This window comes from Arthrobacter sp. 10L430 (assembly GCF_056395245.1).
The window spans coordinates 108,585-134,379 of sequence record NZ_JBFTJD010000001.1 but is presented as its reverse complement, the minus strand read 5'-3'; the positions used below and the strand labels follow the sequence as shown (position 1 = coordinate 134,379).

Genomic DNA, 25,795 nt, shown 5'->3' with positions numbered 1-25,795 from the left:
AGCCTGTCATCCCCTGGCCGGAATTAGCCCGCGTGGCAGGAATCACAGGCTGTTGGACCGGGCATTGCGGCCAGGGGTTGTTCTACGTGGTTGCGAAAAAGCTATGATTGTCCTGCTGTGGTTCTTTTTTCATTGGTGGCTACACACGCCGACATCGACCTCGAAACCGTTGCTCAGCTAAGCAACGGTTCTTCAGGCATCGCTACATCCTCCCTCGCCGGATCGCCGGCAGTGACGGGTGCGGTTGTCCTTGCCACCTGCAACCGCTACGAGATCTATGGCGAAGCTCCGCACGCGGATGACGTCGAAGCCGCGCGGGCCGCCCTGGTGGGACAGATCAGCGAGATGAGCGGACTCAGCGAACAGCTCGTTTCCCGTTCCTTCAGCACACGGACCGGCCCGGAAGTCAGCCAGCACCTTTTTGCCGTCAGTTCGGGCCTTGACTCCGCGGTCGTCGGGGAACGGGAAATTGCCGGTCAGGTCAGGCGGGCGCTGATTACCGCGCAGCATGAGGGCACCGCCAGCTCCGGCCTGGTCCGGCTCTTCCAGGCAGCGTCCAAAACGGCAAAGGACGTCGGTGCACAGACGGCGCTCGGGTCCAGGGGCCTCTCCATCGTCTCGGTGGCCCTCGACCTCGCGACTGACCTCTCCGAAGACGCCGACTGGTCCACCAAGAAAGTCGTGGTGTTCGGCACGGGCGCCTATGCGGGCGCCACCATGGCGCTGCTGCGGGAACGCGGCTGCAGCGACATCTCCGTCTTTTCATCCTCAGGCCGCGCGGCCACTTTCGTGGCAACGCGCGGCGGTACCGCGCTCGACGGCGACACCCTGCGCCCCGCCGTTGCCGCCGCCGACGTCATGATCGGTTGCAGCGGTTCGGACACCAGGGTGGAGGCAGCGGAGCTCAACGAGGTCCGTGCCGGATCCACCCGGCCCCTGATCGCCATCGACCTGGCACTCACCCACGATTTTGATCCCGCGGTGGGAGAGCTCGACGGCGTTGAACTCCTCACGCTGGAATCCGTACGCCTGGCAGCTCCCCAGGAACAGGCCGAGTCCCTGACTCAGGCCAGCAGCATCGTTTCCGGCGCCGCCGAAGCTTTTGAACAGGAACGCGAGGTCCGGTCCGTGGACTCGGCCATCGTGGCCCTGCGCCGCCACACCATGAACGTGCTGGACGCGGAAATGGAAAAGGTCCGCGCCCGTCACGGCTGCACAGCGGCCGCTGAGGAAGTCGAATTCGCCCTGCGGCGCATGGTGAAGCAACTGCTCCACGTCCCCACCGTCAGGGCACGGGAGCTTGCGGCCAAAGGCCAGCAGGACGATTACGTTGCCGCACTGGAAACCCTCTACGGCATCGCCGTGGAACAGCCTGCCGCCAAGGCCACGGCCGAATGCCCTGTGGACCACGGCCAACCGGCTCCCTCCCAGCTCCCTGAGGCCGGGTCCCGCAGGAACTCCGCCTAGCCTTCTGCACCTGCGCCTGCACGGGTCCTCGGGCCGCTGAGCCGTCGGGTGTTGGCATCGCCGGGTCCCAAAAACGCAACACCGAGGCCGGACTGAAGCCCAAGCTTTCCATAGGTTTTGTGCGCACCATTGGGGCTACCGCGACGCTTACTTGGAGGTGCGACCTTGGATTCACGTTCACGCACAATTTCGGGCCCGGTCCTCAGCCGACGACGATTCGGACTGGTAGTAGGTGGTCCATCCGGACCACCCGGTGACCAAGACGTGTTGCCATGGCTGAGCTGATAGCCCACGACGGACGGGCCTTCCGCGACACGTCCAGCCCGTCGGCGCCTGCACGGCCAATTTCCGCCACTGGCCCCCTGCGGACCAGCATCGTCAATTTCGGCGCTGCCGAGCGCTATGACATGCTCCTGCGTCCGCCTGCGCCCGGGACCTACAAGCTCACCGTGGACCTGCTGCACTGGATCACCGGCGAAGTCATTATGTCCCGGCAAATTCCGATCATCGCGGGGTGATATGCCCTGCCCCACCGACAACACGGCGCCCCTGTCAGTAGACGGGCTTCTGGGGCTCTACGTCCCTGACCCAGGCGAGGATGCCGCCGTCGAGATGGCTCACGCGCTGGTAGCCGGCCTTCCTGGCGGCGGCCAGCACGGCCGCGGAGCGTGTTCCGGCCTTGCAGTGGAAGACGATGTCCCTGTCCTGCGGCAGGTCGCCCCAGGCCTCGCCGGAGAGGATCCGGCCCTGCGGGATGAGCACGGAGCCCTCGATCCGGACGATGTCGTATTCCCCCGCTTCCCGGACGTCAACGAGATCGAAGTCCTTAAGCCCGGCGTCGCGGGAGGCCAGCATCGTGGCCAGCTGCGTCGCCGTGACGGTGTGCTCCGTGTCGGCGGCTTCCGCCGGGGCGATTCCGCAGAATGCCTCGTAGTCCGTCAGCTCCTTAATCCTCGGTGCCGCCGGGTCCTTTGCCACCCTGATCTCGCGCCAGCTTCCGCCCAGGGCGTCGTACAGCGCCACCCGGCCGAGCAGGGAACGTCCGACGCCGGTGATCAGCTTTACGGCCTCCGTCACCATCAGCGCTCCGACCGCAGCACACAGCATTCCGAAGACACCGCCCTCGCCGCACGACGGCACCGAGCCCGCCGGCGGAGCTTCGGGATACAGGTCCCGGTAGGTGGGGCCGTGGTTTTCCCAGAACACGCTGACCTGTCCGTCGAAGCGGAAGATCGAACCCCACACGTACGGCTTGCCCAGGATGGCCGCGGCGTCATTGACCAGATAGCGGGTGGCAAAGTTGTCGGCTCCGTCAAGGATGAGATCGTAGCCGGCGAAGAGATCAAGGGCGTTGGAGGCATCCAGCCGGACATCGTGCAGGCGGACTTCAACCAGCGGGTTCAGCGCCACGATGGCATCGCGCGCCGACTCGATCTTGGGCCGCCCCACGTCGGCCACCCCGTGGATGATCTGGCGCTGCAGGTTGCTCAGGTCCACGTCGTCGTCGTCGATGATACCGATGGTCCCGACGCCGGCCGCGGCGAGATACAGCAGGGCCGGCGAGCCGAGACCGCCGGCGCCGATCACCAGGACCCGGGCGTTCTTCAGACGCCGTTGGCCAAGAGCCCCGATTTCCGGAATGATCAGGTGCCGGGAATACCGCTCCACCTCTTCGGGCGAAAGTCCGGACGCCGGATCAACGAGCGGTTCCAGTGGGATGCGGGCTGTATTTGCGGTGGACGGAGAAGCCATACTTCAATGTATGCCTGAAGATACCGCGCGGTCATATTACCCCCGGGTAAAGTGAAGCTAACTGAAATGGAAAGAAGGCCACAGTGGTTCACGATGCACCGGTTGATCGAACTCAGGCTGCGCATTCCTCTTCCGGCGCCCCCCGCGCCGCCGGGCAGCGGTCGGCCAGGCTGCCCCGCGATGAGCGCCGTGCCCAGCTGCTGACGGCCGCGCAGGAGGTCTTCGTCGCCAATGGGTACCACGGCGCCGCAATGGACGAGATCGCGGAAACTGCCCATGTGAGCAAACCGGTGCTGTACCAGCACTTTCCGTCCAAGCGCGAGCTCTACCTCGCGCTCCTGGACAGCCACCTCAGCGCGCTGACTGACCTCATGATGGGGGCGCTCGACTCCACCACCGACAACAAGGAGCGCGTCCAGGCTGTCATGCGGGCCTACTACCGCTTCATCGACAGCGACGACCAGGCGCACCGGCTTGTCTTCGAGTCTGACCTCATCAACGATCCCGACGTCAGTTCGCGCCTTGAGACTTTCAACAAGGCCTTCGCCGACGCCATCGCGCGCGTCATTGCGGAAGACACCAAGCTGCCGCTCCTGGAGGCCCAGCTGCTGGGCCGGGGTCTTGCCGGCATGGCCCAGGTCAGCGCCCGCTATTGGCTTGAGACGGACGGAAACCTGGACCTGGATGTGGCCAGTGACCTGATCTACCGTTTAGCTTGGCGCGGAATCTCTCGCTTCCCCAAAGAGACCTAGACTACAAAGGGAGAACTACCTTTGGAAATGATTCAACATTGATTGGCTGGGAGGCCTTGCTGTGGAAGTAAAGATCGGCATTCAGAACATCGGCCGCGAAATTGTGCTGGAATCGACCCAGGATGCTGACTCCGTGGCCAAGGTTGTGTCGGAGTCCCTCGCGAAGGGCACGGAGCTGCGGCTGAGCGACGAGAAGGGCCGCCAGATTATTATTCCGGCCAGCGTTCTGGGCTATGTCGAGATCGGCGCGGAAGAAGTCCGCCGGGTCGGCTTCGGCGCACTCTAGGCCAAGCCGTGCTGTCCCTCGTCATCGTCTTCCTGGTCACCGTTGCTGCAGGCTTCATTGTCTGGGCCAATGACAAGCGCCATGCCAAGTACGGCATGATCCTGCCGGCAGGCGTGGCCACGGCGGTTGGGATGCTCGCCTGGATTATCTGCATCTGGGCGGGCCTCGGCTACCAGCCGGGCCTCACGTGGATTCCGTGGATACTTCCCATGGCGGCCGGCACCTCGGCGGCTGCAGCGGTAGCGGTGTTCCTTGGCCGGGTCCGTTCCAGGCAGGACACGCAGCGGCTGACCGCGGCCCTGAAGATGTAGGGAGCCACCCGCGACCCGGCTGGCTCAAAGATCCGGTCCGTGGCCTTCCTCGGTGCACAGGCACAACCGGTTACCCTGAGCGTCAGTGACCACCACCCACATGGGTGCGTGGTCACTGTTCATTAACGCGCCGGTTGCCGCGGTCTTGTCCAGGACGGGCGCGGATTCAGCCTTGGACCGGTGGATGTCCAGATGGAGGCGGTTGTCATTCGGGGTATCCGTTTCCTGGAACCACAGACCCGGACCGCGGCCGTAAGGGTCCACAAGATCGCCGAACCGGCCCTTCTTATAGCCCAGGGCAACGCGCCAGACCTCCGATATCTCTGTTGCGGCCGCCGTATCGATCCCAATATCCACTGTGCGGTACAGTCCCGGCTCCGCCTGGGCACCCGCCGCTGCGGCTGCCTCGCTGACCGCGGCCGCGGCGCCGACGTCGCGTGCCGTCACCTCCGTTCCGGCGTCATGGGAACTGAACCGGATGAACACGCGGTTGTAGCGCCAGTCCAGGTCCGGATGGTGGTTTCGTTCTTCCGCAAGGCGCCCGACGGCGGCAATCAGCTCAAGCGCGCCGGCCGCCGTCGGCGTCTTATAGACGGTGACCAGTCCGCCGAGCCGGTAACGCCAGTCCGGCAGGCCCCCGAGGGCCTCGTCGATCTGGGGGCGGGTGAGGATGTCGTCCGTGGCGGCCACTGCTGACTCCTTGGCGAGGTTGCGGGCTGAGCCTGCCCGCCGGACGGGCCGCGGTGATCCGGGTTAGAGGAACTCCGCCCGGCCTTCCATGGCCGATGACGCCAAGGCATGCTCGCGGCGCGGGATCCGCCCGGCCGCTTTCGCCAGCCTACCGGCGATAACCGCGTGTTTGAAGGCCTCCCCCATCAGGGCCGGGTTCTGCGCCCGGGTCACGGCGGTGGCCAGGAGCACGGCGTCGCAGCCCAGCTCCATGGCCAGTGCGGCATCGGAGGCTGTGCCGATGCCGGCGTCCAGCACCACCGGGACGGAGGCGCGGGACACGATCAGCTCGATGTTGTGGGGATTCAGGATTCCCAGGCCGGTGCCGATCGGCGATCCCAGCGGCATGACGGCCGCCGCCCCCAGGTTTTCAAGGCGCAGCGCCAGGACCGGATCGTCGTTCGTGTAGGCGAAGACTTTGAAGCCGCGGCTGACGAGCTGTTCGGTGGCATCCACGAGTTCCACCGCGTCCGGCAGGAGAGTGTGCTCATCGGCGATGACTTCGAGTTTGACCCAGTCCGTTTCCAGGGCCTCGCGGGCGAGTTCCGCCGTCATCACGGCGTCGCGTGCCGTGAAGCAGCCGGCCGTGTTCGGCAGCACACGGATGTTGTGGTCAAGGAGCAGCTGGAACAGGGATCCGGTTTCGGCGGGCGAATAGCGGCGCATGGCCACCGTGGTCAGTTCGGTGCCGGAGGCCAGGAGCGCCGCGCCCAGTCCGTCCAGGCTCGGAGCCCCGCCGGTGCCCATGATCAGCCGCGAGGTCAGCTCCACGCCGTCGATGACCAGGGGGTCTGCCTTGAACCCCGCCCTGCCCGTCGCCTTATCAGTCGTGCCGGTCGCCGCTGTCGTTGTTTCAGTCATCGTCCTCATCCTCCCTGAACTGCCGTGACGAGTTCGATTTCATCGCCCTCGGCGAGCGCCGTGCTGTTCCACTGGCTCCTTGGCACAACCTCCGAATTGCGGGCCACGGCCACGCCAAGCCGCTGGCCGTCGGCCGCCTGCCCGTTTGCAGCCAGTGTCCGCCCGGTGACGTTGCTGACCAGAGTTGTCACGGAGGCGCCTGCGCCCACTGCGTGTTGGTTGCCGTTCAGTGTGATGTTCATGCTGGTTCCTTGTCTCGGTCAAATGTGACTGTGCCCGTTGCGCAGCTGGCCGGTGTGCCGTTGCCCGGGGCGGCTGCGCCCGCCGCGGCGGGGCGCCCGGCCGAAAACCGCTCCGGACGGAAGGCGTGCCAGCGTTTGTCCTCCACGCCGTCCATCAGCCCGCGGCAGATGGCGGCTGCGGCTGGCGTCAGCAGCACGCCGTGGCGGAAGAACCCGGTGGCGATGATGAGCCCGGCAACAGTTGCCCGTAGCCCCCCGTCGGCCGCAGTGCCCGCCCGGCCCGCCGTGCTTCCGTGCCGCACGGTGCTGCCCTGCCCCGCCGTAATGCTGCCGAGGGGTACGCGGCCCAGCAACGGGGCGTTGTCGGGGGTACCCGGCCGGGCCCTGGCGGTCGATTCCAGGAGCTCGAGTTCTGCCACGGCCGGCACCAGCACCTGGGCGTCGCGGAGGAGCTGGTAGACCCCGCCGGCGCTGGGGGCTGAATGCCCGTCCTCCCTCTGGGTGGCGCCGATAACCACCGTTCCGTCCTGCCGCGGAACAAGATAGACGGGTATTCCGCGGACAATGCCCCGGACCGTGGCCGTAAGCAGCGGCCGGAGGTGCGCGGGAACCCGGAGCCTGAGAATGTCGCCGTAGACCGGGCGCAGGGGCAGCTTCAGCCCGTCCGGCAGTCCATCCAGCGACGCCGCCGCGAGTCCGTTGGCCACCACGGTTTCGGCGGCACGCACAGTGCCGCCGCCCGCCAGCCGGACGCCGCAGACCCGTTCGCGCTGCCCGCCGTCCCACAGCAGGCCGGCAGCGTTTTCCCTGATCTCATAGCCGTTTTCTGCACCGGCAACGGCCGTCCGCGAACCGGGTTCGTGGCGGGCCAGCGCAGCTGCGATGCTTGCCACCAGCATCCGCGGATCAACCTGGTGGTCAGCCGGGATGTCCAGCGCACAGGAAATGCCCGGGCTGAGCAGCGGCTCCCGCGACCGGGCCTCGCGGATGGTCAGCGGCTCGACAACCAGGCCGCACGCCTGCTGGACTTCCCGAAGGTCCGTCAGGGTGCGGCGGTCGGCGGGGTCCGCACCGACGGCGATGGTCGGCGTCGAAAGATAACCGGTATCCCTGCCGGCTCCGCCATCGGCGAGCGCCGCGGCGAAATCGGGCCATCTGGCAGAGGATTCGAGCATCAGTTCCAGGAGTTCCTGCTCCTGGTAGTGCAGCTCGCTGACAGGGGCGAGCATTCCCGCAGCGGCCCAGCTGGCCCCCGTCCCCGGCGCATCGTCAATAAGCACCACTGAGCGTCCTGAACGCCTCGCCTCCCAGGCAATCCCGTGGCCGATCACGCCGCCGCCGATGACGGCAACGTCAGCGTGCAGCGGTTCCGCGGCAGAAGTGTTTGTGGCGGAAGTGCTCCCGCCGGATCCAAGCTGCATGGAAATCCTTCCCTACGCCGGTACTAACCGGATCAGGTCAAGCGGTCGGCTCTTACGCCCTCTCGGCCCTGCGGCGTTTGTGACAGCTGCAGCGGGCTCCCGCGGTACCTGCCCAGTTTAGAGGAACTAGGCTGGTTGCCATGACCGCGCATGATGTCCACACCACCGCCCGACTGTACCTTTGCACCGATGCCCGCAAGGAGCGCGACGATTTCACCGATTTCGTTGATGCGGCCTTCGCCGGAGGGGTGGATATCATCCAGCTGAGGGACAAGACCATCGAGGCGGCCGAGGAACTCGAACTCTTGGAAGTTGTGCGCCAGGCAGCCCACAGGCATGGCCGGCTCTGGGCCGTCAATGACCGGGCAGACATTGCGTCGCTGTCCGGGGCCCCGGTGTTCCATATCGGCCAGAAGGACCTGCCGCTGCGCTCCGCACGGAAGCTGCTGCATGACGCCACGGTGATCGGGCTGTCCACGCACACCCCTGACCAGGTGGATGCCGCGATCGCCGCCTCCCCCGGGCGAAGCGGTCTGGACTATTTCTGCGTTGGCCCGGTGTGGGCCACCCCCACCAAACCCGGCCGGGCCGCCGTCGGGCTCGATCTTGTCCGCTATGCGGCGGAGGCCGTAAGGGCGGCGGACGAGGAAAGGGTCGGCGGCCTGCTGCTGCCCTGGTTCGCCATCGGCGGGATCGACCTCACCAACGTGGAGCAGGTCGCGGCAGCGGGCGCCAGCAGGATCGTCGTCGTCCGGGCTATCACCGAGGCGCCGGATCCGGAGGCCGCGGCAGCCGAACTGCTCGAGGCCCTGGATGCGGGAGCGGAGAACGCCGGAGTGAAGGGCGCAGGCGCGCCGGTGGCAGGCCTGAACTAGCCGCTCAGACCGAGCTGCACCATCCGCCGGGAATGGTTTTCGGCGAGCTCGGAGGTGAGGCTGCGCACCCGCTCCCGGGCCGCGGCGTCGTCAGCACCGCTGTCCGCTTCAGTGATCAGCTCGGTCAGGAAGGCGTGTTCATAGCCCACGCGCTGTGCCTGCGTGAGCGCCTCTCCCAGGAGCCGCCGTCCCCACAACGCCAGCCGTGAGGCGAGCCGGGGATCATCGGCAAGGGCCACCCTCAACCTCTCGCGGAGGACCGCCGTCGCTTCCTCGGAGGACTGGATCTGCTGAATAAGCTCCCGGGTCCCGGCATCCACGTAGCGGGCCACGGCCTGGTAGAAATCGGCCGAGACCGTGTCCACCACATAGGCCTTCATCAGGGATTCGTACCAGTCCGCGGGCCGCGTCCGCTCATGAAAATGGTCCACCGCTGCCTGGAACGGGAGCATCGCGTCCTCGACGTCAACGCCCATCCCGGCGAGCCTCTCACTCACGAGCTCGTAGTGCTGGAATTCGATGACGGCAATCCTGCCGAGCACCGCGCGGTCGTGGAGCGTGGGCGAGTAGCGGGCGTCCGACGACAGCCGTTCGAAGGCGGAGAGCTCGCCGTATGCCATCACCCCGAACAGATCAGCGACGAAACGGTCGTACCGAGCGGTGTCAGCCGAGGATGTGCCCATAATCCAAGACTAACTGCGGAAATCGGGCTAACCTGATTTCCGTGCCACATCATCGCCTATCCCCCAGCGTCCATGAACAGACCAATGCCCTGGCGGAGGCCCTGAGTGCGCTGCGGACCGAGCTGGAGCTCCCGGGGCAGTTCCCCTTGGAAGTGCTCAAGGAGGCCGAGGCGGCTGTGGCGCAGCGGCAGCTCCCGGAGCTGGACTTGACCGACGTCGAATTCCTGACCATCGACCCGCCATCCTCAACCGACTTGGACCAGGCCCTCTTCATCGAAAGATCCGCAGACGGCTACCGCATCCTGTACGCCATCGCCGATGTGCCGTCCTTCGTGGTGCCCGGCGGCGCCCTCGACGCCGAAACCCGCCGCCGCGGCCAGACCTTCTATGCTCCGGACGGCCGCATCCCCCTGCACCCCGAGGTCATCAGCGAGAATGCGGGCAGCCTGCTCGCAGGCCAGCTCTGTTCGGCGTTTGTTTGGGAGTTCGAACTCGACGCAACGGCCGAGGTCGTCTCCGCCCTGGTGCGGCGGGCGATGGTCCGCAGCCGTGAGAAGCTCAATTACAAGGGCGTCCAGACCGAGCTGGATGCGGGAACCGCCTCCCCGCTCCTGCAGCTCCTGCGCGAAGTCGGGCTCAAGCGCGTCGAGCTCGAGCGGGCCCGCGGCGGTGCCAGCCTGAACATGCCGGAGCAGGAAATCGTGCAGCTTCCCGACGGCGGCTACCGGATTGTGGCGGCCCCGCAGCTTCCGGTGGAGGACTGGAACGCCCAGATCTCCCTGATGACCGGCATGGCGGCAGCCTCGCTGATGCTCGACGGCAAAGTGGGCGTCCTCCGCACAATGCCGGCCCCAGACGAACGCTCGCTCGCCCATTTCAGGCGCCAGACCGATGCATTGGGCAAGCCGTGGGACGGAAAAGTCAGCTACGGGGAGTACCTGCGGACGCTGGATCCCACCGACCACCGGCAGCTCGCCATCCTGCATTCGGCAGGAATGCTCTTCCGCGGAGCCGGGTACACCTATTTTGACGGCACGGTTCCGGACGACGCCATCCAGTCCGCCATTGGCACGGCGTACGCCCACACCACCGCGCCCCTCCGGCGGCTGATCGACCGCTTCGTCCTTGTCATTTGCGAGGCGCTGAGCAATGACCGCCCCGTTCCGGCCTGGGCCCGCGCAGCGCTGCCCTCCCTTCCCGACATCATGGCGTCCTCGGACCAGCTGGCCGCCAAGATGGAGCGGCTGGCCCTGGACACCGTGGAAGCGGCCCTGCTCAGCAACCATATTGGCCAGGAATTCGACGCCGTGGTGATCTCAGGGTCCAAGCCCGCCAAGAACAACGGCAATGGAAATGCGAACGGAAACGGGAACTGGAAGGGTTCAAACGGCAGGGCGTCCAACGGCACTGGCCCGTCCGGCATCGTCCAGATTGCCGAACCTGCTGTCACTGCCCGCTGCGCCGGCGAAATGGAGCCGGGCACCAAAGTCCGGGTCCGCCTGATCTCCTCGGACATCGCGACACGCGAGGTGCACCTCGAACTGGTCGGCTGACTCGGGCCAGGAAGCTGATGCCTCGGCGTTGACTTGCCGCTACGCAGCGCCTTCCTGCCCTGATGCGCCTTCCTGCTGCGCTGCGCCTTCCTCCTCTGCTGGCCCTACTCCTGCCCGCGCTCCGCCGCGCACGTCAGGGAAACGGGTTTTGCCGGTTAGACTGGAAGGGTAGATATGGATGCCCGGTCGTTGATTTCCTTAATTTTCGAATTCAACAAGCCCGCCCCTACGCGATCTTGAGACACACCCGCTGGTCCCCAGTGCCAGTATTTAGATAGCCCGCGATCGGCTTCCACTGGATTTGCTTGCGCGCCTGAGCGTGCTCCGGAACGGCCCTTGCGGCTGGCCGTTGAGCAGGCGGCGCCAATGCCCAAATGAATAAGGAAACTCCACTGTGAGTGAATTGCATACCCACCAGCTTCTCTCTGATGACTCCGGAATCGAGACCATCGAGCCGGAAGAAACCATCATCTCGGACGAAAAGCCGCACGAGATCGCGGAGAAGACCTTCGCGGACTTCGACGTCCGCGCCGACATCGTGGAGTCCCTTGCCGACGCCGGCATCACGCACCCCTTCCCGATCCAGGCCATGACCCTACCGGTCGCCCTCAGCGGCCACGACATCATCGGCCAGGCCAAGACCGGCACCGGCAAGACCCTCGGCTTCGGCATCCCGGCGCTGCAGCGCGTCGTCGGACCGGACGACGCCGGCTATGACTCGCTGCCCGCGCCCGGCGCCCCGCAGGCCCTCGTGATCGTGCCGACCCGCGAGCTTGCCGTCCAGGTCGCCAATGATCTGCAGAACGCCGCCCGCAAGCGCAACGCCCGCATCACCACGATCTACGGCGGCCGCGCGTACGAGCCCCAGGTCGAGGCGCTGCAGAAGGGCGTCGAGGTCGTCGTCGGCACCCCCGGCCGCCTCATCGACCTTTACAAGCAGAAGCACCTCGTGCTGAAGAACGTCAAGATGGTCATCCTTGACGAGGCCGACGAAATGCTTGACCTCGGCTTCCTCCCGGACGTCGAGACCCTTATCGCCGGCACCCCCGCCGTCCGCCAGACCCTGCTGTTCTCGGCCACCATGCCCGGACCGGTCGTCGCCATGGCGCGCCGCTACATGACCAAGCCCACGCACATCCGCGCGGCCGACCCGGACGACGAGGGCCTCACCAAGCGCGACATCCGCCAGCTGATCTACCGTGCCCACAGCATGGACAAGATCGAGGTGGTGGCCCGCATCCTGCAGGCCCGTGGCCGCGGCCGCACCATCATCTTCACCAAGACCAAGCGCACGGCCGCCAAGGTTGCCGAGGAACTGGTGGACCGCGGATTCGCCGCGGCCGCCATCCATGGCGACCTCGGCCAGGGCGCCCGCGAGCAGGCCCTGCGCGCCTTCCGCAACAACAAGGTGGATGTCCTTGTGGCCACGGACGTTGCAGCGCGCGGCATCGACGTCGACGACGTCACGCACGTCATCAACTACCAGTGTGTTGAGGACGAAAAGATCTATCTGCACCGCGTGGGCCGCACCGGCCGCGCCGGCAACAAGGGCACCGCCGTGACGTTCGTGGACTGGGACGACATGCCGCGCTGGGGCCTCATCAACAAGGCATTGGGGCTGAGCGTTCCGGAGCCCGTCGAAACGTACTCCTCGTCGCCGCACCTGTACGAGGAGCTGGACATCCCGGAAGGCACCAAGGGCAGGCTTCCGCGCAGCAAGCGCACCCTGGCTGGCGTCGACGCCGAGGTCCTGGAGGACTTGGGAGAGACCGGCAAGAAGAACTCCCGCACCAGCGGACGGGACAGTGGCGGACGCGACAGTGGCGGACGCGAAAGCGGCCGTTCCGGCGGCCGCGACGGCGCACGCTCCGGCAGCAGGGAAGGCAGCCGTCGCACCGGCGGCGAAACGGGCGGACGTTCGGGAGACCGCCGTCGTCGTTCCACCGATTCCGCCTCCGACGCCGGTAGCGCACCCGCAGCGGCTTCCGCCGCAACCGCGACAGCGGACGGCGAGCAGCCCTCACGAGCCCGTCGCAGCCGCACGCGCACCCGCCGCCGCGACGGCGAAGTGGTCGCAGGCAGCGAGTCCGCGGCAACCGGCTCACAGCCGGGCAGCACCGAGGCCTAAAAGCCTCAATGACTGAAACTGTCTGGGCGCCGGACGGCAGCAACCTGGTGGTACACGCGGACAACGCGGATTTCCTCCCCACGCTGCCGGACGGCGCCTTCACACTCATTTACGTGGACCCGCCGTTCAACACGGGACGGACCCAGCAGCGCCAGGAAACCAAAATGGTGCTCAACGCCGGCGGCGACGGCGACCGTGTCGGCTTCAAAGGCCGTTCCTACGACACCATCAAGGGCGCCCTGCACCGCTACGACGATGCGTTCAGCGACTACTGGTCGTTTCTGGAACCGCGGCTCGTTGAGGCATGGCGCCTGCTTGCTGACGACGGCACGCTCTACCTGCACCTGGACTACCGCGAGGTGCATTACGCCAAGGTCATGCTGGACGCGATCTTCGGCCGCGAGTGCTTCCTCAACGAGATCATCTGGGCGTACGACTACGGGGCGCGCGCCAAGTACCGCTGGCCCACCAAGCACGACAACATCCTGGTTTACGTGAAAAACCCGGCCAAATACCACTTCAACAGCGCCGAAGTGGACCGGGAGCCATACATGGCGCCTGGGCTGGTGACGCCGGCGAAGCGTGAGCTCGGCAAGTTGCCCACGGATGTCTGGTGGCACACGATCGTCTCCCCTACGGGAAAAGAGAAGACCGGCTACCCCACGCAGAAGCCTGAAGGCCTGGTGCGGCGGGTTGTTGCCGCCTCAAGCCGCCCGGGCGACTGGTGCCTGGACTTCTTCGCAGGATCCGGGACGCTCGGCGCCGTGGCCGCCAAGCTGGGCCGCAGATTTGTGTGCGTGGATCAGAACCAGCCGGCCATCGACGTCATGGCCAAGCGCCTGGGCGCGCATGCCGAGTTCGCCTCCTACCCGCCCGAGTGACTCGCACTTACTGTTGTTTTGAGGGCTGAAAACGGCCACCACTGCGAGTTAGTTGGGAACGGCGGTCAGCGGATGACCGCGCTGCCGGTGCCGAGCTCTTCGATCCGGGCAAACGCCTCGGGCGCCGTCAGATTTTCGCCCAGCAGGTTGGGCTTTCCCGTGCCGTGATAGTCCGACGATCCCGTAATGAGCAGGCCGTGTCTGGCGGCGAGGCCGCGCAGGAACTCGCGGCCCGCTTCGGTGTTGTCCCGGTGATCGATCTCAAGTCCCGCCAGTCCGGCGTCGATCATTTCCCGGTAGGTGCGCTCCCCCACCACGCGTCCGCGGGCGGACGCCACCGGATGGGCAAAGACCGGGACGCCGCCGGCTGAACGGACAAGTTCGACGGCGAGCGCGGGAGCCGGCGCATAGTGCTGCACGAAGTACCGCGAATGCGAGGTCAGGATCGAGGTGAACGCTTCAGTGCGGTCCGCCACCACGCCGGCGGCCACCAGCGCGTCGGCGATGTGCGGCCGTCCAAGGGTTGCCCCCGGCGCCACATGGTGGATCACGTCGTCCCAGCTCAGCGGGTAGTCCTCGGCCAATAGAGTGACCATGCGTTCGGCCCGTGTGAGGCGCGCGTCCTTGGCCTTGGTGATCTCTTCGAGCAAGCCCGGGTGGGCCGGGTCGTGCAGGTAGCTGAGCAGGTGGACGCTGATCCCCTCTTCCGTGCGGCAGGAAATCTCCATGCCAGGCACCAGTGCCACCCCGTTTTCGAGCGCCGCCCGCGAGGCTTCGTCCCAGCCGTCCGTGGAGTCATGGTCCGTCAGGGCAATGACGTCCAGCCCCGCTGCCGCCGCGGCTGCCATGACAGCGGCCGGCGGCTCCGTGCCGTCGGAGATGTTTGAGTGGGCGTGCAGATCTATCCTCACTAGCCCAGCCTAGTAGATGCCCGGCTGATACGGCCGGACGGGCCGGTGCCGCTTCGGGTTCGGTGTTGGCCTAAGCCGCACGGCTGGTGAGACTATGGGACGGTGAACGACGCAGAAAACACCCAAAACTCCGCTTCCCAGCCTCTCGAAGAGCGGGTCAACAACCGCTCGCAGCGGCCCAGTTCCGAGGCTTTCAAGGCATTCATGGCCAGCAACTGGGCGCCGTCTCCGCAGGTGACCCCCGCGCGCGACGCCGTGGCAGGCCACGCAGCGAGAAGGCGCAGGGCCATCTCCGACCAGTTCAACGGTGAACGCCTGGTAGTGCCCGCCGGTCCCCTGAAGGTCCGCTCCAACGATTGCGACTACCGCTTCCGGCCGCACTCCGGCTTCGCACACCTGACGGGGCTGGGCCTGGACCATGAGCCCGACGCGGTGCTCATTTTCGAGCCCGTCGAGGACGGCACCGGGGACGACGGCGGCAATCACCGTGCGACTCTCTACTTCCGCCCGCTGGCCGGACGGGACACCGAGCAGTTCTACGCCGACTCGCGGTCCGGTGAGTTCTGGATCGGCGCCCGCCCCACGCTGGCAGAGTTCGAGGCACGCCTCGGCCTCCCGGCGGCCCATATCGACGAACTCGAGACGGCCATCACCAAGAATGTTGGCGCCCCTGAAATCGGCGGCATTTCGATCCGCCTGGTGCGCAAGGTCGACGAGAACATTGACGCTCTCGTGGACACTGCCCGCTACAACACCGCCAAGGACCCTGACAACCTGGACCTCGGCGTGCTGGACGCCCTCGACGAGAAGCTGTCCGAAGCCCTTTCCGAGCTCCGCCTGACCAAGGATGAGTGGGAAGTCGAGCAGATGCAGATCGCCGTGGCCGCCACGGTGGAAGGCTTTGCTGAAGTGGTCAAGGCGCTGCCCCGTGCCCTGACCCACTTCCGCGGTGAGCGCGTGGTGGAGGGTGCCTTCTTCGCCCGCGCCCGGGAAGAAGGCAACGAACTCGGCTACGACACTATTGCAGCCTCCGGCAACAACGCCACCGTGCTGCACTGGACCCGGAACACCGGCAAAATCAACGCAGGGGAACTCCTGCTGCTGGACGCCGGCGTGGAGGCCGACTCCCTCTACACAGCAGACATCACCCGCACGCTGCCGGCCAACGGCACCTTCTCCGATGTCCAGCGCAAGGTCTACGAGGCCGTGCTGGACGCCGCCGACGCCGGATTTGCGGCCGCGCAGATCGGCACGAAGTTCCGGGACATCCACACTGCCGCCACCACCGTCCTCGCGGAACGGCTTGCCGAATGGGGCCTCCTTCCCGTACCGGTCGAGGAAGCAATCAGCGACGAGGGGCAGCAGCACCGCCGCTGGATGCCGCACGGCACCAGCCACCACCTGGGCCTGGACGTCCACGACTGCGCGCAGGCCAAGCGGGAGCTCTACCTGGACGGCGTGCTGGCCGAAGGCATGATCTTCACCATCGAACCTGGCCTGTACTTCAAGAATGAGGACATCGGCATCCCCGAGGAGTACCGCGGGATCGGCGTCCGCATCGAGGACGACATCCTGATGACCGCCGACGGCCCCGTCAACCTCAGCGCCGCGCTCCCCCGCACGGCCGACGACGTCGAAGCCTGGATGGCTGGCATCTGGCAGGAAGTCAACGGCAAGGGTTAACCGGAGCGGGCTCTTGCGGGAGTCCAGCCTCTACAAACGAGGCAAGCCTCTACAAGAAAAAGGGAGGGCAACCGGATTTCTCCGGTGGCCCTCCCTTTCCGTCTCACCTGTGGGGCTCGCCTGTCGCTAACGCTGCGGCTCGTCCTTGCTTTGCGCCGGCTGGTTGGCATCGTTCACGCGCACGCCGTACTGCGGGCGGCCGTCAGGCAGGTCAGGGTAGCGGACAGCCGCAGGCCGCTGGCCGGCGCGCAGCGCGGCGTCCGGGGTTTCGGCGGCTTCCGGGGCTTGGCTATGCTGGCCCTGCCGGCCCTCGACGGCCCCATACTGGGGTGCAACCGGTGCGCCGTGCGCCTGGGCACCGGGAGCCTGGGAACCCCGAGTTTGGGAGTCCTGGAGGTCATGCCCCTGGGCATCCTGCGTCCGCTGGCCGTAGGGGTCGTTCCAGCCGGCCGGCCGCTGGGGCGCCTGGCCCTGGTAGGGGCCCTGCTGGCCGGACTGCGGAGGCTGGCCGGGCTGCTGGGGCTGGCCGGGCTGCTGGAAAGGCTCGTTCTGGTACTCACGCTGGGTGTCGCTCGGCGGCGCAGTGTAGCTCGACGGCGCAGCGCCGGCGGTGGCGTCGGACGGTGTCATAGGCAGCTGCTGCAGCAGCCGGCGCGCCTCGTGGGCGGCTTCGAAGGACACCACGACGTCGTAGTTGCTGGCCAACACCTGGCTGGTGGACGTGAAGTCACGCTTGCCCCGCTGCATCGCGTACGTGACGATGCCGAAGAGCATGAAGAAAGCGGCGCCCATCAGGACCGAACTGATGATGGAGAACGTTCCGCCGGCCGGTGTGAAGAAGGAGAGCATGACGCCGACGAAGAGGCCGAACCACATGCCGCTCAGTGCACCCGACAATGCCACCCGCGGGTAGCTGAGCCGGCCTGTCACCCGCTCCACCATCTTGAGCTCGTTGCCGACGATGGACACCATGTGCACCGGGAACTGCTGGTCCGCCAGGTAGTCGACAGCCTTTTGGGCGTCCAGGTAGGAGGTATAGCGGCCGACGGTATCCCCGGTGGGGACAGTCCGGGACTCGTCGGAGCCGTTGGGGACACCAGCCTTGGGAGCACCAAAAATGTTTGACATACACCCATTCTTGCCCATAAGGATGTGCGCGGGCTGAAATTCAGCTAAAAGTGAGCAGACTCGGTAGCCTGTAGAGGTGAGCACACATCTATCGCGCGTGTTTGTTGCGCGCCTCCTGGGACTGGACGTCTTCGACCCGCTGGGCGACCGTCTGGGGCGGCTGCGCGACGTCGTGGTGCTCTCACGCGGAACCCGCGGCGCCCCGCACGTGGTGGGCATCGTCGTCGAAGTCCCGGGCAAGAAGCGCGTCTTCGTTCCCATGACCCGCATTACGTCCATCGACCAGACGCAGGTCATCTGCACCGGGCTGGTCAACCTTCGCCGCTTCGAACAGCGGGGTGCAGAGACCCTCGTGGTTGCGGAGATGTTCGACCGCCGCGTCACCCTTCGCGACGGCAGCGGCGACGCCACGATCGAGGACATTGCGATGGACCAGCACCGCTCGGGTGACTGGTTCGTCAGCAAACTGTTCGTCCGCCGCGGCCATTCCCTGGCCCCCCTCAGCCGGCTCCGGAGGAACGAAACCATGATCATCGACTGGGCGGACGCCCACCAGGGCGCCAAGACGGAGCCCCAGGCTGCAACCCAGTTCGTTGCCAACCACGAGGACCTCAAGCCCGCCGACTTCGCCGAGGCCTTGCAGGAGATGAGCGACAAGCGGCGGTTCGAAGTGGCCAGCGAGCTGCAGGACGAACGCCTCGCCGACGTCCTGCAGGAACTGCCGGAAGACGACCAGGTGGAGATCCTCTCCGCCCTCGACGTCCAGCGGGCCGCCGACGTCCTGGAGGAAATGGATCCCGACGACGCCGCCGACCTCCTCGGCGAGCTCCCGACCGCCCAGGCTGAGGAGCTGCTGCAGCTGATGGAACCGGAAGGCGCAGAAGACGTCCGGCGCCTGCTCGAATACGACGAGGACACGGCCGGCGGCCTCATGACCCCCGTTCCTGTCATCCTGCCGCCCGAGGCCACGGTGGCAGAGGCACTCGCCCACGTCCGCCGCGAAGAGCTGTCGCCTGCCCTGGCATCCTCCATCTTCATTGCCCGGCCCCCGCTGGAAACCCCCACCGGCCGCTTCCTGGGCGTCGTCCACATCCAGCAGCTGCTGCGCTTCCCGCCGTTCGAACCGCTCGGCAATCTGGTGGACAAGAACCTCGAGCCGCTCTCGGACCAGGCCCACATCAGCGAAGTGGCACGCACGCTTGCAACCTACAACTTGAACTCCCTTCCGGTGGTCAACCAGGCCGGCCGGCTGGTGGGCGCCGTGACTGTTGACGACGTCCTCGACCATCTGTTGCCGGATGACTGGCGGGCAAATGACGGCGAAGCTCCGATCAGAAGGCTTGGAGGCCGCATTGGCTGAAAACACTGCAAAGGGCGCCGTTCCGCGGTCACCAGGCAAGGCAGCGGGCAAGGGCAGCCTGGACACGCCCCTGAGCGGCCGCCAGCGCATCTTACCCAAGTTTTCGCCGGACCCGGACGCTTTTGGCCACGCCACAGAGGGCTTCGCCCGTTTCATGGGAACCCCGCAGTTCCTGCTGTATATGACGGTGTTTTGCCTGTTCTGGCTGGCCTGGAATACTTTCGCGCCCGCCGCCTGGCAGTTCGACAAGGTGGAGCTCGGCTTCACCCTCCTGACGCTGATGCTCTCACTGCAGGCCTCGTACGCCGCACCGCTGCTGCTGCTGGCCCAGAACCGGCAGGACGACCGTGACCGCGTCTCTCTCCAGCAGGACCGCCAGCGCGCGGAACGCAACCTGTCCGACACCGAGTACCTGACCCGGGAGCTGGCGTCGCTGCGGATCGCGCTGCGGGAAGTGGCCACGCGCGACTACGTCCGGGCTGAACTGCGGAGCCTTCTGGAGGACCTGCTGGAAGCCCAGGAGGAGCTCCGGACCCACGATCCTTCCGGTCCCGGCAGCCATGAGTCGCCGCGCGAACTCGTCAGGGAAAAACTCAAGGAAAAGCGGGAGCGGCAGCGCAATCCGCGGACCCAACAGATACCCAAGGTCAAGTCGGACAAGCCCCGCCAGGGCCGGTCATCCCAGCCGCGCCCCACCTCCCCGGAAAGCTGAGCATCCACAGCATGAGCACCACCCTCGCCGCGGCAGTCAACGCTGCCCTGGCAACCGTCATCGATCCGGAACTGCGCCGTCCCATCACGGAACTCGGCATGGTGGATTCCGTTGACATCTCCGACGACGGCGCGGTGCACCTCTCCGTGCTGCTCACCATTGCCGGTTGCCCTCTCCGGGACACGATCACCAGAGATTCTGAGGCAGCACTGCTTGACGTTCCCGGCGTCACGGGCGTCGACGTCGAACTGAAGGTCATGACCCAGGCCCAGCGCGATTCCCTGAAGGAGCAGCTCCGCGGGCCCGGCGGCCAGCGCGGAATCCCGTTCAACCAGCCCGGGTCGCTGACCAAAGTGTTCGCCGTGGCCAGCGGCAAGGGCGGGGTGGGCAAGTCCTCAGTCACCGTGAACCTGGCCTGCTCCCTGGCTGCCCAAGGGCTGCGCGTGGGAATCGTGGACGCGGATGTCTACGGCTTTTCCGTACCTGCCCTGATGGGCATCACCCAGGCACCCACGCGGGTGGACGACATGATCCTCCCGCCGGTGGCGTACGGCGTGAAAGTCATTTCCATCGGCATGTTCGTCACTGGCAACCAGCCGGTTGCATGGCGCGGGCCGATGCTGCACCGTGCACTGGAGCAGTTCCTCACCGACGTCTACTTCGGCGACCTCGACGCCCTCTTCCTGGACCTGCCTCCGGGTACCGGGGACATCGCCATATCGGTTGCGCAGTTGCTTCCCAAGGCCGAGATCCTCGTGGTCACCACTCCCCAGGCGGCCGCAGCGGACGTCGCCGAACGCGCCGGGGCGATCGCCACCCAGACCGGGCAGACGGTGGCCGGCGTCATCGAGAACATGTCGTACATGGAGATGCCCGACGGCGGGCGGATGGAGCTGTTCGGAAGCGGTGGCGGGCAGCTGCTCAGCGAACGGCTGAGTGCCGCCACCGGCACGGACGTGCCGCTGCTCGGCCAGATACCGCTCGACATACTCCTGCGCGAAGGCGGGGACTCCGGCAGGCCCATCGTGCTCGGCCGCCCGGAAACACCGGCAGCAGCCGCTCTGTCCGGCATCGCCGGGAAACTTGCGGCCAGGCCGCGGGGACTTACCGGAATCTCACTGGGCCTGCAACCCAAGTAACCGAACGCCTGGCGGGCGGTGTAAGGCGCCCTAGGTGGCTTCCGTGTCGAAAGGTGCGGCTTCGCCGTCGGGCAACCGTTCCAGGACGTGACCGGGCCGCGAGTCGGGCACCGGCTCCACTGCCTCGGAAACGGCAGCCGTTGTGGCAGCCGTACCGCTGAGCGGCGCTCCGGGGCTGACGGGCTTCGTGTCGTCGTCGAGCAGTGCTTCCTTGATGATGCGGCGAGGATCGTACTGGCGCGGATCGTACTTCTTCCAGTCGACCTCATCGATGTCGATGCCGACTTCTTCCTTGATCTGTTCCCGCGCGCCGGACGCCATCCGGCGCACTTCGCGCACAAGGTTGGTCAGCTTCTGGGTGTATTCGGGCAGCCTTTGGGGGCCGATCACCAGAATGCCGATGAGCAGCAGAAGTAAGAACTCCGGGCCATTGATTCCAAACACTTTAGGAAGATTACCCTCTCCGGGGAGGCGCTGACGATTTCGCCACCGTCACGGCGGCCGGGAGTTGTGTCACTGCGCCAGGTGTTCGGTCATCTTGCCCACCTGCCGGGCTATTCTGCGCAGCCCGCGTTCCAGCCGTTCCACAACGGATTCGCTGCCGGAACCGCCCGGGGACGCCTCGGCGGCGGCGTCCGCCGCAATCCCCGGCTCCCCCGTTCCCTGGCTTACGGTGGCACCGGCCACCGCCAACGCCGGGACGGCGTCATCCGCGGCGTTCGCCGGCAGGTCCGAGACGTACGTGAACGTGGTCCGGCCTGTCTGGTAGATGGCGCTCCACGGGGCGGACACCCTGATCCAGAGCCTGCCGCCAACGGCTTTGCCGGCGTCAACGGCCACGAATCCGTCCTGACCGGCGGCGTGCCCCGTCAGGGGGTTGAGCGGAACATCCGGCGCTGCCGTGGCTGCCGGCGCCGCTCCGCTGCCGGCAGCTGTGCCGGAGTGCTGTTCAAGGACGGTGGCTGTGTGCCGGCCGTCCGAGAGGCGCACTTCAACACCCGGGTGGCCGGCGAAAACCTTTGACGTGGCCGAGACGATGTGGAAGCCCATGGCCTGCAGGTCAGGACAGGCCCATCCGTGGGTGCGCAGGGCGGCCACCCTGGGGTCAGCCGACGGGCCCCCGCCGGCGGCAGCTTCCGCCGGGCTCCCGGCCTGTCCCGAGAAGGTCGCCGCCCCGTATTGCCGCGGCTCCCCCGCAGAGATGTAGGCACCGGCCACAACCGTGCCTGCGGCCAGCACGGCCACCCCTCCAGCCAGGCCGGCCAGCTTCAAGGGGGCCGTCCGAGGCGCCGGCGCGGCAGGCGCCATGGCGAGCTGCTGCGTCCGGAGCAGCAGCCGTGCCGTCAGTTCATCGCTGGCCGCGGGGACGGCAGCATCGCGGAGCTTTTCAAGGTACTGGCGCTGTCGGCGGAGTGCAGCGGCGCATTCGCTGCACTGGCGGACATGGTCGGGCGTGCCCGGATGCTGCCTCCCTGCCCCGGGCAGGGAGGCAGACAATTTCCTGAGGTCCTCCAGCAAGCGGTTCAGTTGACGCATGGCGCCGATCAGAGAACTCCGGCGATGCGGGGCATCTTGAGCCGCGGCTTGCGCGACTGCTGGGGACGCGGATCGCGGTGGGCAAGCTTTTCCCGCAGCATGGTCCGGCCACGGTGGATTCGCGAGCGCACTGTCCCCAGCTTCACGCCCAAGGCCTCGGCAACCTCGTCGTAGGACAGGCCCTCCAGGTCACACAGCACCACGGCGGCACGGAAGTCCGGCGGGAGCTCCTCCAAGGCGGCCTGGACGTCGAGGTCCAGGTTGTTGTGCTCGAAGCTTTGCTCAGGGCCCGGCTCCCGTCCCGGCAAGCGTGATTCGGCGTCCTCCGCCAGCGCGTCGAAGCGGATCCGGCTCTTGCGCCGGGCCTGGTCGAGAAACAGGTTCGTGGTGATCCGGTGCAGCCAGCCGTCCAATGTTCCCGGCTTGAAATTCTCCAGGGAGCGGAAGACCCGGACGAACACCTCCTGAGTGAGGTCCTCGGCGTCGTACTTGTTGCCGGTAAGACGGTACGCAAGCCGGTAGACCTTGGCAGAATGGTTGGTCACCACTTCTTCCCAGGTGGGCCTGACCCAGTCAGCCCCCGGTTCTTCAACTGCAGGGACAGGTGCCACAACTGATCCTGACATCGTCCACTCCCCTCGTGGATGTACTAACGCCTGATGCGATTTACATCATTGGTTCGGCGCCGATCACCACTTGGATGAGCGGATACTTATCATGTCAAATTTGGCTGGGAATTTCCTGACTGTGGGGCCCCCTTTAGCCGTGGGCGCAATGAACGCGGAGCGGTGGCAGCGGGGACGTCCAGCAATGGCATGCCGGGCCCTCTTCAGGGCCCCGATGGGGGGCACGGAGACGTCGGCTCCGGCTGCCCGCACGGAAGTAGCCGCCATCACAGCCGGCCCCGCCGTCACCTTCCGGCGGCACACCGCCGGACACAGTACGCTGTAAGAAACATCCCCCCTGCCGCCCAGAAAGCGAAACACATGAGCGCCGACAAGTCCACGAGCTGGTCCTACGCAGAAGATCTGCCTGCCGAGGATGAGGTCCTGCTGCGTGCCAGGGAACGCTCCTTCGAACTGGGTGTGACGCCTATCGGCCGGGGCGTCGGGGCCGTGCTGACTGTTCTGGCTGCGGCGTCGAAGGCGCAGACCGCCGTCGAAATCGGCACGGGCGCGGGCGTCTCCGGCGTCTGCCTCCTTCGCGGGCTCGGGCCGCAGGCCGTGCTGACCACCATCGACGTGGATGTCGAACACCTCAAGGCAGCACGCGAGGCCTTCCAGGAATCCGGCAGCCCGGCGAACCGGACACGAACCATTTCCGGCCGGGCCGGGGATGTTCTGCCAAGGCTGACTGACGCTGCCTACGACCTCGTTTTCATCGACGGGGACAAGCCCAGCTTCCCCCGCTACGTGGAGCAGGCCGTGCGCCTGCTCAAGTCCGGCGGTCTCCTCATCGTCAACGACGCTCTGGACAAGGACCGCGTGTCCAACCCCGCCGCCCGAGACTCCACCACTGTGGTGCTGCGGCAGGTGGGCAAGGCCGTCCGCGACGACGACCGGCTGGCCTCCGCCATGCTGCCCACCGGTGACGGGCTGCTGGTAGCGGTTAAGAAGTAAGGCCGGATGTTTCTTCGTTAAAGACGAAACGATCGTTGCAACTCCCAAAATCTCGGGGGTTGCAACGACCGCCAGAACCCAAGCCTTCCGGCTGCAGGCCCTGCGTGGCAATCTATTCGGTAACGCCTACGAGGCATTCCTTGAGGTTGGCCGCCTCAGCAGCATTGAGTTCGACCACGAGCCGACCTCCGCCTTCGAGCGGCACACGCATAATCAGGCTGCGGCCCTCCTTGGTTACTTCCATAGGGCCGTCGCCGGTGCGTGGTTTCATAGCCGCCATGAGGAAATTCCCCTCCAATAGTCCCAGGACTGAGCAGCCCGGCCGGGCTGAGTCCGCATGATCAAACAAGCCGCTATGGCGGCCCGTTCGGCAGCCGCCATGACTGAACGCTTCGAATGCTTTTGTCCTTGCTTACCCCCTATTATCCTGTAATTACCCGTCTGTAGCTAATCGATGGACATTCGATGCGGCTGGACGATAACCCGCGTGCCGACTCTGGGCCGGCATCGATCTCACGGCGGGTAGTCGCCTCCGCCTGGCAGTTGGGCCCACGCCCACAACCACACCACCCACACGATCTGTAGCAGGACGAACATGGAGATAACGGCCCCGCGGTAGGCGCGCGACCTTGAGACCATCGCCGCTCCCAACGCGAGCGGGAACAGCGGCAGCAGCATGCGGAAGGTGCTGGTCTGCGGATGCAGGAATACCAGCAGATACCCCATGTAGCAGGCGCACCACAGTCTGAGTTCCGTACCGAGTTGCAGCACAGGCCTGGACATCATGAGCAGCGCGAACGCAGCGACGAAAATGAACGGCGCCGCCAGGCCCAGCACCGGCCCGAACAGCAGCACGCCGGTGTCGAACCACGGTTTGACAGGCACCAGGTCGTGCCCGCGCCAGACAGTTTCGGTCTTGGTGTAGGCCTCAATGTCGCCCGTTGTTATCCAGGCGATGGCAGGCCACAGGAGCGCTGCTGCCCCACTGGCGGCGGTCAGCACAGCCAAGGACCACAGTTCCCTGGGGCTATGCACGCGCGGTGCAGGTTCAGGGACCGCGACGCCCTTGCTTCGGCCGAGGATCCATACCTCCGCCGCCCGGTACAGGAAAAGAATCCCGGCCATCGCGGCAAAGGGTACCCCCGTGGGCCGGGAGAGGCACATCGCCAGGACCACCGGGATGGCCCAGATGTACTGCCTCCGGAGCACGAGCAGCAGGGCCGAGGCCAGCAGGAGGATGTTCAGGGATTCCGCATAAGGAACCTGGAGCACCGGGGAAACCGGAAACGCGGCAAAGAACGCAACGGCCCACAGGGCCGGCCCGTGTTCCGTCCGGCGACGGAAAAGGGCGTAGACCACCACAGACGCGGCGAGGCCGGCGAGCATCGCAATGACCGTGAGGGAGGCCGCGGGGCTGATACCCGTGGCAGCCGTGAGAGTCCGCGCCAGTACCGGGAACAGCGGATAGAACGCCCAGGTGTTTTCCTTGACGCTCCCGGCGCCGTCCACCGGCAGCTCCGACGGATAGCCATTCGCGATGACCTCGCCGTACCAGCGGGCATCCCAGATATTGATGAAGTTCCAATAGTCGGGTTTCGCCGGGAACCACGGATTGACCCCCTGGTGCAGCGCCGCCGACATGAAGATGCCGGCGCTGACCAGCCGGGCCGCCATGTAGATCACCATCACCTGGACCCACCACGGCCAGCGCGCGGCCCCTGCCGACAGCCGCGCCGTGGCCAGGCCGATCGTGCTGGCGGCGGCAG

General features: G+C 66.4%; 27 protein-coding genes and 1 riboswitch. Of the genes, 14 read left to right on the top strand and 13 right to left on the bottom strand.

The window, feature by feature from the left end:
• Nucleotides 1-117: 117 nt before the first annotated feature.
• Both AC1DDG_RS00630 and AC1DDG_RS00625 read left to right on the top strand, forming a co-directional pair.
• Complete coding sequence (locus AC1DDG_RS00630; RefSeq protein WP_476874580.1) at nucleotides 118-1,467, top strand: glutamyl-tRNA reductase; 1,350 nt, start codon at nucleotides 118-120, stop codon at nucleotides 1,465-1,467.
• Between the two features lie 272 nt (nucleotides 1,468-1,739).
• Nucleotides 1,740-1,985 (top strand): hypothetical protein, encoded by a 246-nt coding sequence (locus AC1DDG_RS00625; protein WP_476874579.1) that lies wholly within the window; start codon nucleotides 1,740-1,742, stop codon nucleotides 1,983-1,985.
• 34 nt (nucleotides 1,986-2,019) lie between these two features.
• Here the strand turns inward: AC1DDG_RS00625 and moeB are convergent, their stop codons facing one another.
• On the bottom strand, nucleotides 2,020-3,219 hold the full coding sequence (gene moeB / locus AC1DDG_RS00620) for a molybdopterin-synthase adenylyltransferase MoeB (RefSeq protein WP_476874578.1): 1,200 nt from the start codon (nucleotides 3,217-3,219) through the stop codon (nucleotides 2,020-2,022).
• Nucleotides 3,220-3,302: 83 nt separating this feature from the next.
• On the opposite strand from moeB, the gene AC1DDG_RS00615 reads away from it, so the two are divergent.
• From AC1DDG_RS00615 to AC1DDG_RS00605, 3 genes are all read left to right on the top strand, one after another.
• Complete coding sequence (locus tag AC1DDG_RS00615) at nucleotides 3,303-3,971, top strand: TetR/AcrR family transcriptional regulator (RefSeq protein ID WP_230119078.1); 669 nt, start codon at nucleotides 3,303-3,305, stop codon at nucleotides 3,969-3,971.
• A gap of 61 nt (nucleotides 3,972-4,032) precedes the next feature.
• Entirely contained in the window at nucleotides 4,033-4,257 is a 225-nt protein-coding gene (locus AC1DDG_RS00610; RefSeq protein WP_230119077.1) for a DUF3107 domain-containing protein, read from the top strand.
• Between the two features lie 8 nt (nucleotides 4,258-4,265).
• Nucleotides 4,266-4,568 (top strand): hypothetical protein, encoded by a 303-nt coding sequence (locus AC1DDG_RS00605; RefSeq protein ID WP_230119076.1) that lies wholly within the window; start codon nucleotides 4,266-4,268, stop codon nucleotides 4,566-4,568.
• 24 nt (nucleotides 4,569-4,592) lie between these two features.
• Here the strand turns inward: AC1DDG_RS00605 and AC1DDG_RS00600 are convergent, their stop codons facing one another.
• The 4 genes from AC1DDG_RS00600 to thiO all read right to left on the bottom strand — a co-directional run bounded on the left by AC1DDG_RS00600 (nucleotide 4,593) and on the right by thiO (nucleotide 7,821).
• Nucleotides 4,593-5,258, bottom strand: coding sequence for a 4a-hydroxytetrahydrobiopterin dehydratase (locus AC1DDG_RS00600; RefSeq protein ID WP_230119075.1), 666 nt, complete (start codon nucleotides 5,256-5,258; stop codon nucleotides 4,593-4,595).
• Between the two features lie 63 nt (nucleotides 5,259-5,321).
• Complete coding sequence (locus tag AC1DDG_RS00595; RefSeq protein ID WP_290369764.1) at nucleotides 5,322-6,158, bottom strand: thiazole synthase; 837 nt, start codon at nucleotides 6,156-6,158, stop codon at nucleotides 5,322-5,324.
• Between the two features lie 5 nt (nucleotides 6,159-6,163).
• Complete coding sequence (gene thiS / locus AC1DDG_RS00590) at nucleotides 6,164-6,400, bottom strand: sulfur carrier protein ThiS (RefSeq protein WP_230119074.1); 237 nt, start codon at nucleotides 6,398-6,400, stop codon at nucleotides 6,164-6,166.
• Complete coding sequence (gene thiO, locus AC1DDG_RS00585) at nucleotides 6,397-7,821, bottom strand: glycine oxidase ThiO (RefSeq protein WP_476874577.1); 1,425 nt, start codon at nucleotides 7,819-7,821, stop codon at nucleotides 6,397-6,399. The genes thiS and thiO overlap by 4 nt, the downstream gene beginning before the upstream one ends.
• Nucleotides 7,814-7,934, bottom strand: a riboswitch (TPP riboswitch). It overlaps the preceding gene by 8 nt.
• A gap of 27 nt (nucleotides 7,935-7,961) precedes the next feature.
• Here thiO and thiE point away from each other — a divergent pair.
• The gene (thiE, locus tag AC1DDG_RS00580; RefSeq protein WP_476874576.1) at nucleotides 7,962-8,696 is read left to right on the top strand and encodes a thiamine phosphate synthase; all 735 of its coding nucleotides are present in this window, start codon (nucleotides 7,962-7,964) and stop codon (nucleotides 8,694-8,696) included.
• On the opposite strand, the gene AC1DDG_RS00575 is transcribed toward thiE, so the two are convergent.
• Nucleotides 8,693-9,379: a ferritin-like fold-containing protein gene (locus AC1DDG_RS00575; protein ID WP_230119071.1), complete on the bottom strand. Its 687-nt coding sequence runs from the start codon at nucleotides 9,377-9,379 to the stop codon at nucleotides 8,693-8,695. The two genes, thiE and AC1DDG_RS00575, sit on opposite strands and share 4 nt — an antisense overlap.
• A 41-nt stretch (nucleotides 9,380-9,420) precedes the next feature.
• Here AC1DDG_RS00575 and AC1DDG_RS00570 point away from each other — a divergent pair, with 41 nt between their 5' ends.
• The 3 genes from AC1DDG_RS00570 (at nucleotide 9,421) to AC1DDG_RS00560 (ending at nucleotide 13,941) form a co-directional block, all read left to right on the top strand.
• A complete protein-coding gene (locus AC1DDG_RS00570; protein WP_476874575.1) occupies nucleotides 9,421-10,932 on the top strand; it encodes an RNB domain-containing ribonuclease in 1,512 nt (503 codons plus the stop codon).
• A gap of 394 nt (nucleotides 10,933-11,326) precedes the next feature.
• The gene (locus AC1DDG_RS00565; protein WP_476874574.1) at nucleotides 11,327-13,060 is read left to right on the top strand and encodes a DEAD/DEAH box helicase; all 1,734 of its coding nucleotides are present in this window, start codon (nucleotides 11,327-11,329) and stop codon (nucleotides 13,058-13,060) included.
• Nucleotides 13,061-13,068: 8 nt separating this feature from the next.
• Nucleotides 13,069-13,941, top strand: coding sequence for a DNA-methyltransferase (locus AC1DDG_RS00560; protein WP_230119068.1), 873 nt, complete (start codon nucleotides 13,069-13,071; stop codon nucleotides 13,939-13,941).
• A gap of 65 nt (nucleotides 13,942-14,006) precedes the next feature.
• Here AC1DDG_RS00560 and AC1DDG_RS00555 read toward each other — a convergent pair whose 3' ends face one another.
• A complete protein-coding gene (locus AC1DDG_RS00555) occupies nucleotides 14,007-14,852 on the bottom strand; it encodes a PHP domain-containing protein (RefSeq protein ID WP_230119067.1) in 846 nt (281 codons plus the stop codon).
• A 102-nt stretch (nucleotides 14,853-14,954) separates the two neighbouring features.
• Between AC1DDG_RS00555 and AC1DDG_RS00550 the strand changes: the two genes are divergently transcribed.
• Nucleotides 14,955-16,535 carry an aminopeptidase P family protein gene (locus AC1DDG_RS00550; RefSeq protein WP_230119066.1) on the top strand — a complete coding sequence of 527 codons (1,581 nt, stop codon included), beginning with the start codon at nucleotides 14,955-14,957 and terminating at the stop codon, nucleotides 16,533-16,535.
• A 126-nt stretch (nucleotides 16,536-16,661) separates the two neighbouring features.
• Here the strand turns inward: AC1DDG_RS00550 and AC1DDG_RS00545 are convergent, their stop codons facing one another.
• Entirely contained in the window at nucleotides 16,662-17,663 is a 1,002-nt protein-coding gene (locus AC1DDG_RS00545) for a general stress protein (RefSeq protein ID WP_230119065.1), read from the bottom strand.
• Nucleotides 17,664-17,739: 76 nt separating this feature from the next.
• Here AC1DDG_RS00545 and AC1DDG_RS00540 point away from each other — a divergent pair, with 76 nt between their 5' ends.
• Genes AC1DDG_RS00540 through AC1DDG_RS00530 form a run of 3 tightly spaced genes read left to right on the top strand, consistent with a single transcriptional unit; the run spans nucleotide 17,740 to nucleotide 20,874 of the window.
• Nucleotides 17,740-19,023, top strand: coding sequence for a magnesium transporter MgtE N-terminal domain-containing protein (locus AC1DDG_RS00540; RefSeq protein ID WP_230119064.1), 1,284 nt, complete (start codon nucleotides 17,740-17,742; stop codon nucleotides 19,021-19,023).
• On the top strand, nucleotides 18,977-19,735 hold the full coding sequence (locus AC1DDG_RS00535; protein WP_476874573.1) for a DUF1003 domain-containing protein: 759 nt from the start codon (nucleotides 18,977-18,979) through the stop codon (nucleotides 19,733-19,735). Before AC1DDG_RS00540 ends, AC1DDG_RS00535 begins: the two co-directional genes overlap by 47 nt.
• Nucleotides 19,736-19,746: 11 nt before the next feature.
• Nucleotides 19,747-20,874, top strand: a complete 1,128-nt coding sequence (locus AC1DDG_RS00530; protein ID WP_230119062.1) for an Mrp/NBP35 family ATP-binding protein — start codon at nucleotides 19,747-19,749, stop codon at nucleotides 20,872-20,874.
• Between the two features lie 30 nt (nucleotides 20,875-20,904).
• Here the strand turns inward: AC1DDG_RS00530 and AC1DDG_RS00525 are convergent, their stop codons facing one another.
• The 3 genes from AC1DDG_RS00525 to sigE all read right to left on the bottom strand — a co-directional run bounded on the left by AC1DDG_RS00525 (nucleotide 20,905) and on the right by sigE (nucleotide 23,036).
• Nucleotides 20,905-21,318 carry a twin-arginine translocase TatA/TatE family subunit gene (locus tag AC1DDG_RS00525; protein WP_230119061.1) on the bottom strand — a complete coding sequence of 138 codons (414 nt, stop codon included), beginning with the start codon at nucleotides 21,316-21,318 and terminating at the stop codon, nucleotides 20,905-20,907.
• A gap of 69 nt (nucleotides 21,319-21,387) precedes the next feature.
• Nucleotides 21,388-22,410, bottom strand: coding sequence for an anti-sigma factor (locus AC1DDG_RS00520; RefSeq protein ID WP_230119060.1), 1,023 nt, complete (start codon nucleotides 22,408-22,410; stop codon nucleotides 21,388-21,390).
• An 8-nt stretch (nucleotides 22,411-22,418) separates the two neighbouring features.
• On the bottom strand, nucleotides 22,419-23,036 hold the full coding sequence (sigE, locus tag AC1DDG_RS00515) for an RNA polymerase sigma factor SigE (protein ID WP_230119059.1): 618 nt from the start codon (nucleotides 23,034-23,036) through the stop codon (nucleotides 22,419-22,421).
• Between the two features lie 360 nt (nucleotides 23,037-23,396).
• Here sigE and AC1DDG_RS00510 point away from each other — a divergent pair, with 360 nt between their 5' ends.
• Entirely contained in the window at nucleotides 23,397-24,029 is a 633-nt protein-coding gene (locus AC1DDG_RS00510; protein ID WP_230119058.1) for an O-methyltransferase, read from the top strand.
• A gap of 112 nt (nucleotides 24,030-24,141) precedes the next feature.
• Here AC1DDG_RS00510 and AC1DDG_RS00505 read toward each other — a convergent pair whose 3' ends face one another.
• Together AC1DDG_RS00505 and AC1DDG_RS00500 are read right to left on the bottom strand one after the other, a co-directional pair.
• Nucleotides 24,142-24,309 (bottom strand): DUF3117 domain-containing protein, encoded by a 168-nt coding sequence (locus AC1DDG_RS00505; protein WP_009357720.1) that lies wholly within the window; start codon nucleotides 24,307-24,309, stop codon nucleotides 24,142-24,144.
• Between the two features lie 233 nt (nucleotides 24,310-24,542).
• The gene (locus AC1DDG_RS00500; RefSeq protein WP_476874779.1) at nucleotides 24,543-25,715 is read right to left on the bottom strand and encodes a hypothetical protein; all 1,173 of its coding nucleotides are present in this window, start codon (nucleotides 25,713-25,715) and stop codon (nucleotides 24,543-24,545) included.
• Nucleotides 25,716-25,795 lie beyond the last annotated feature (80 nt).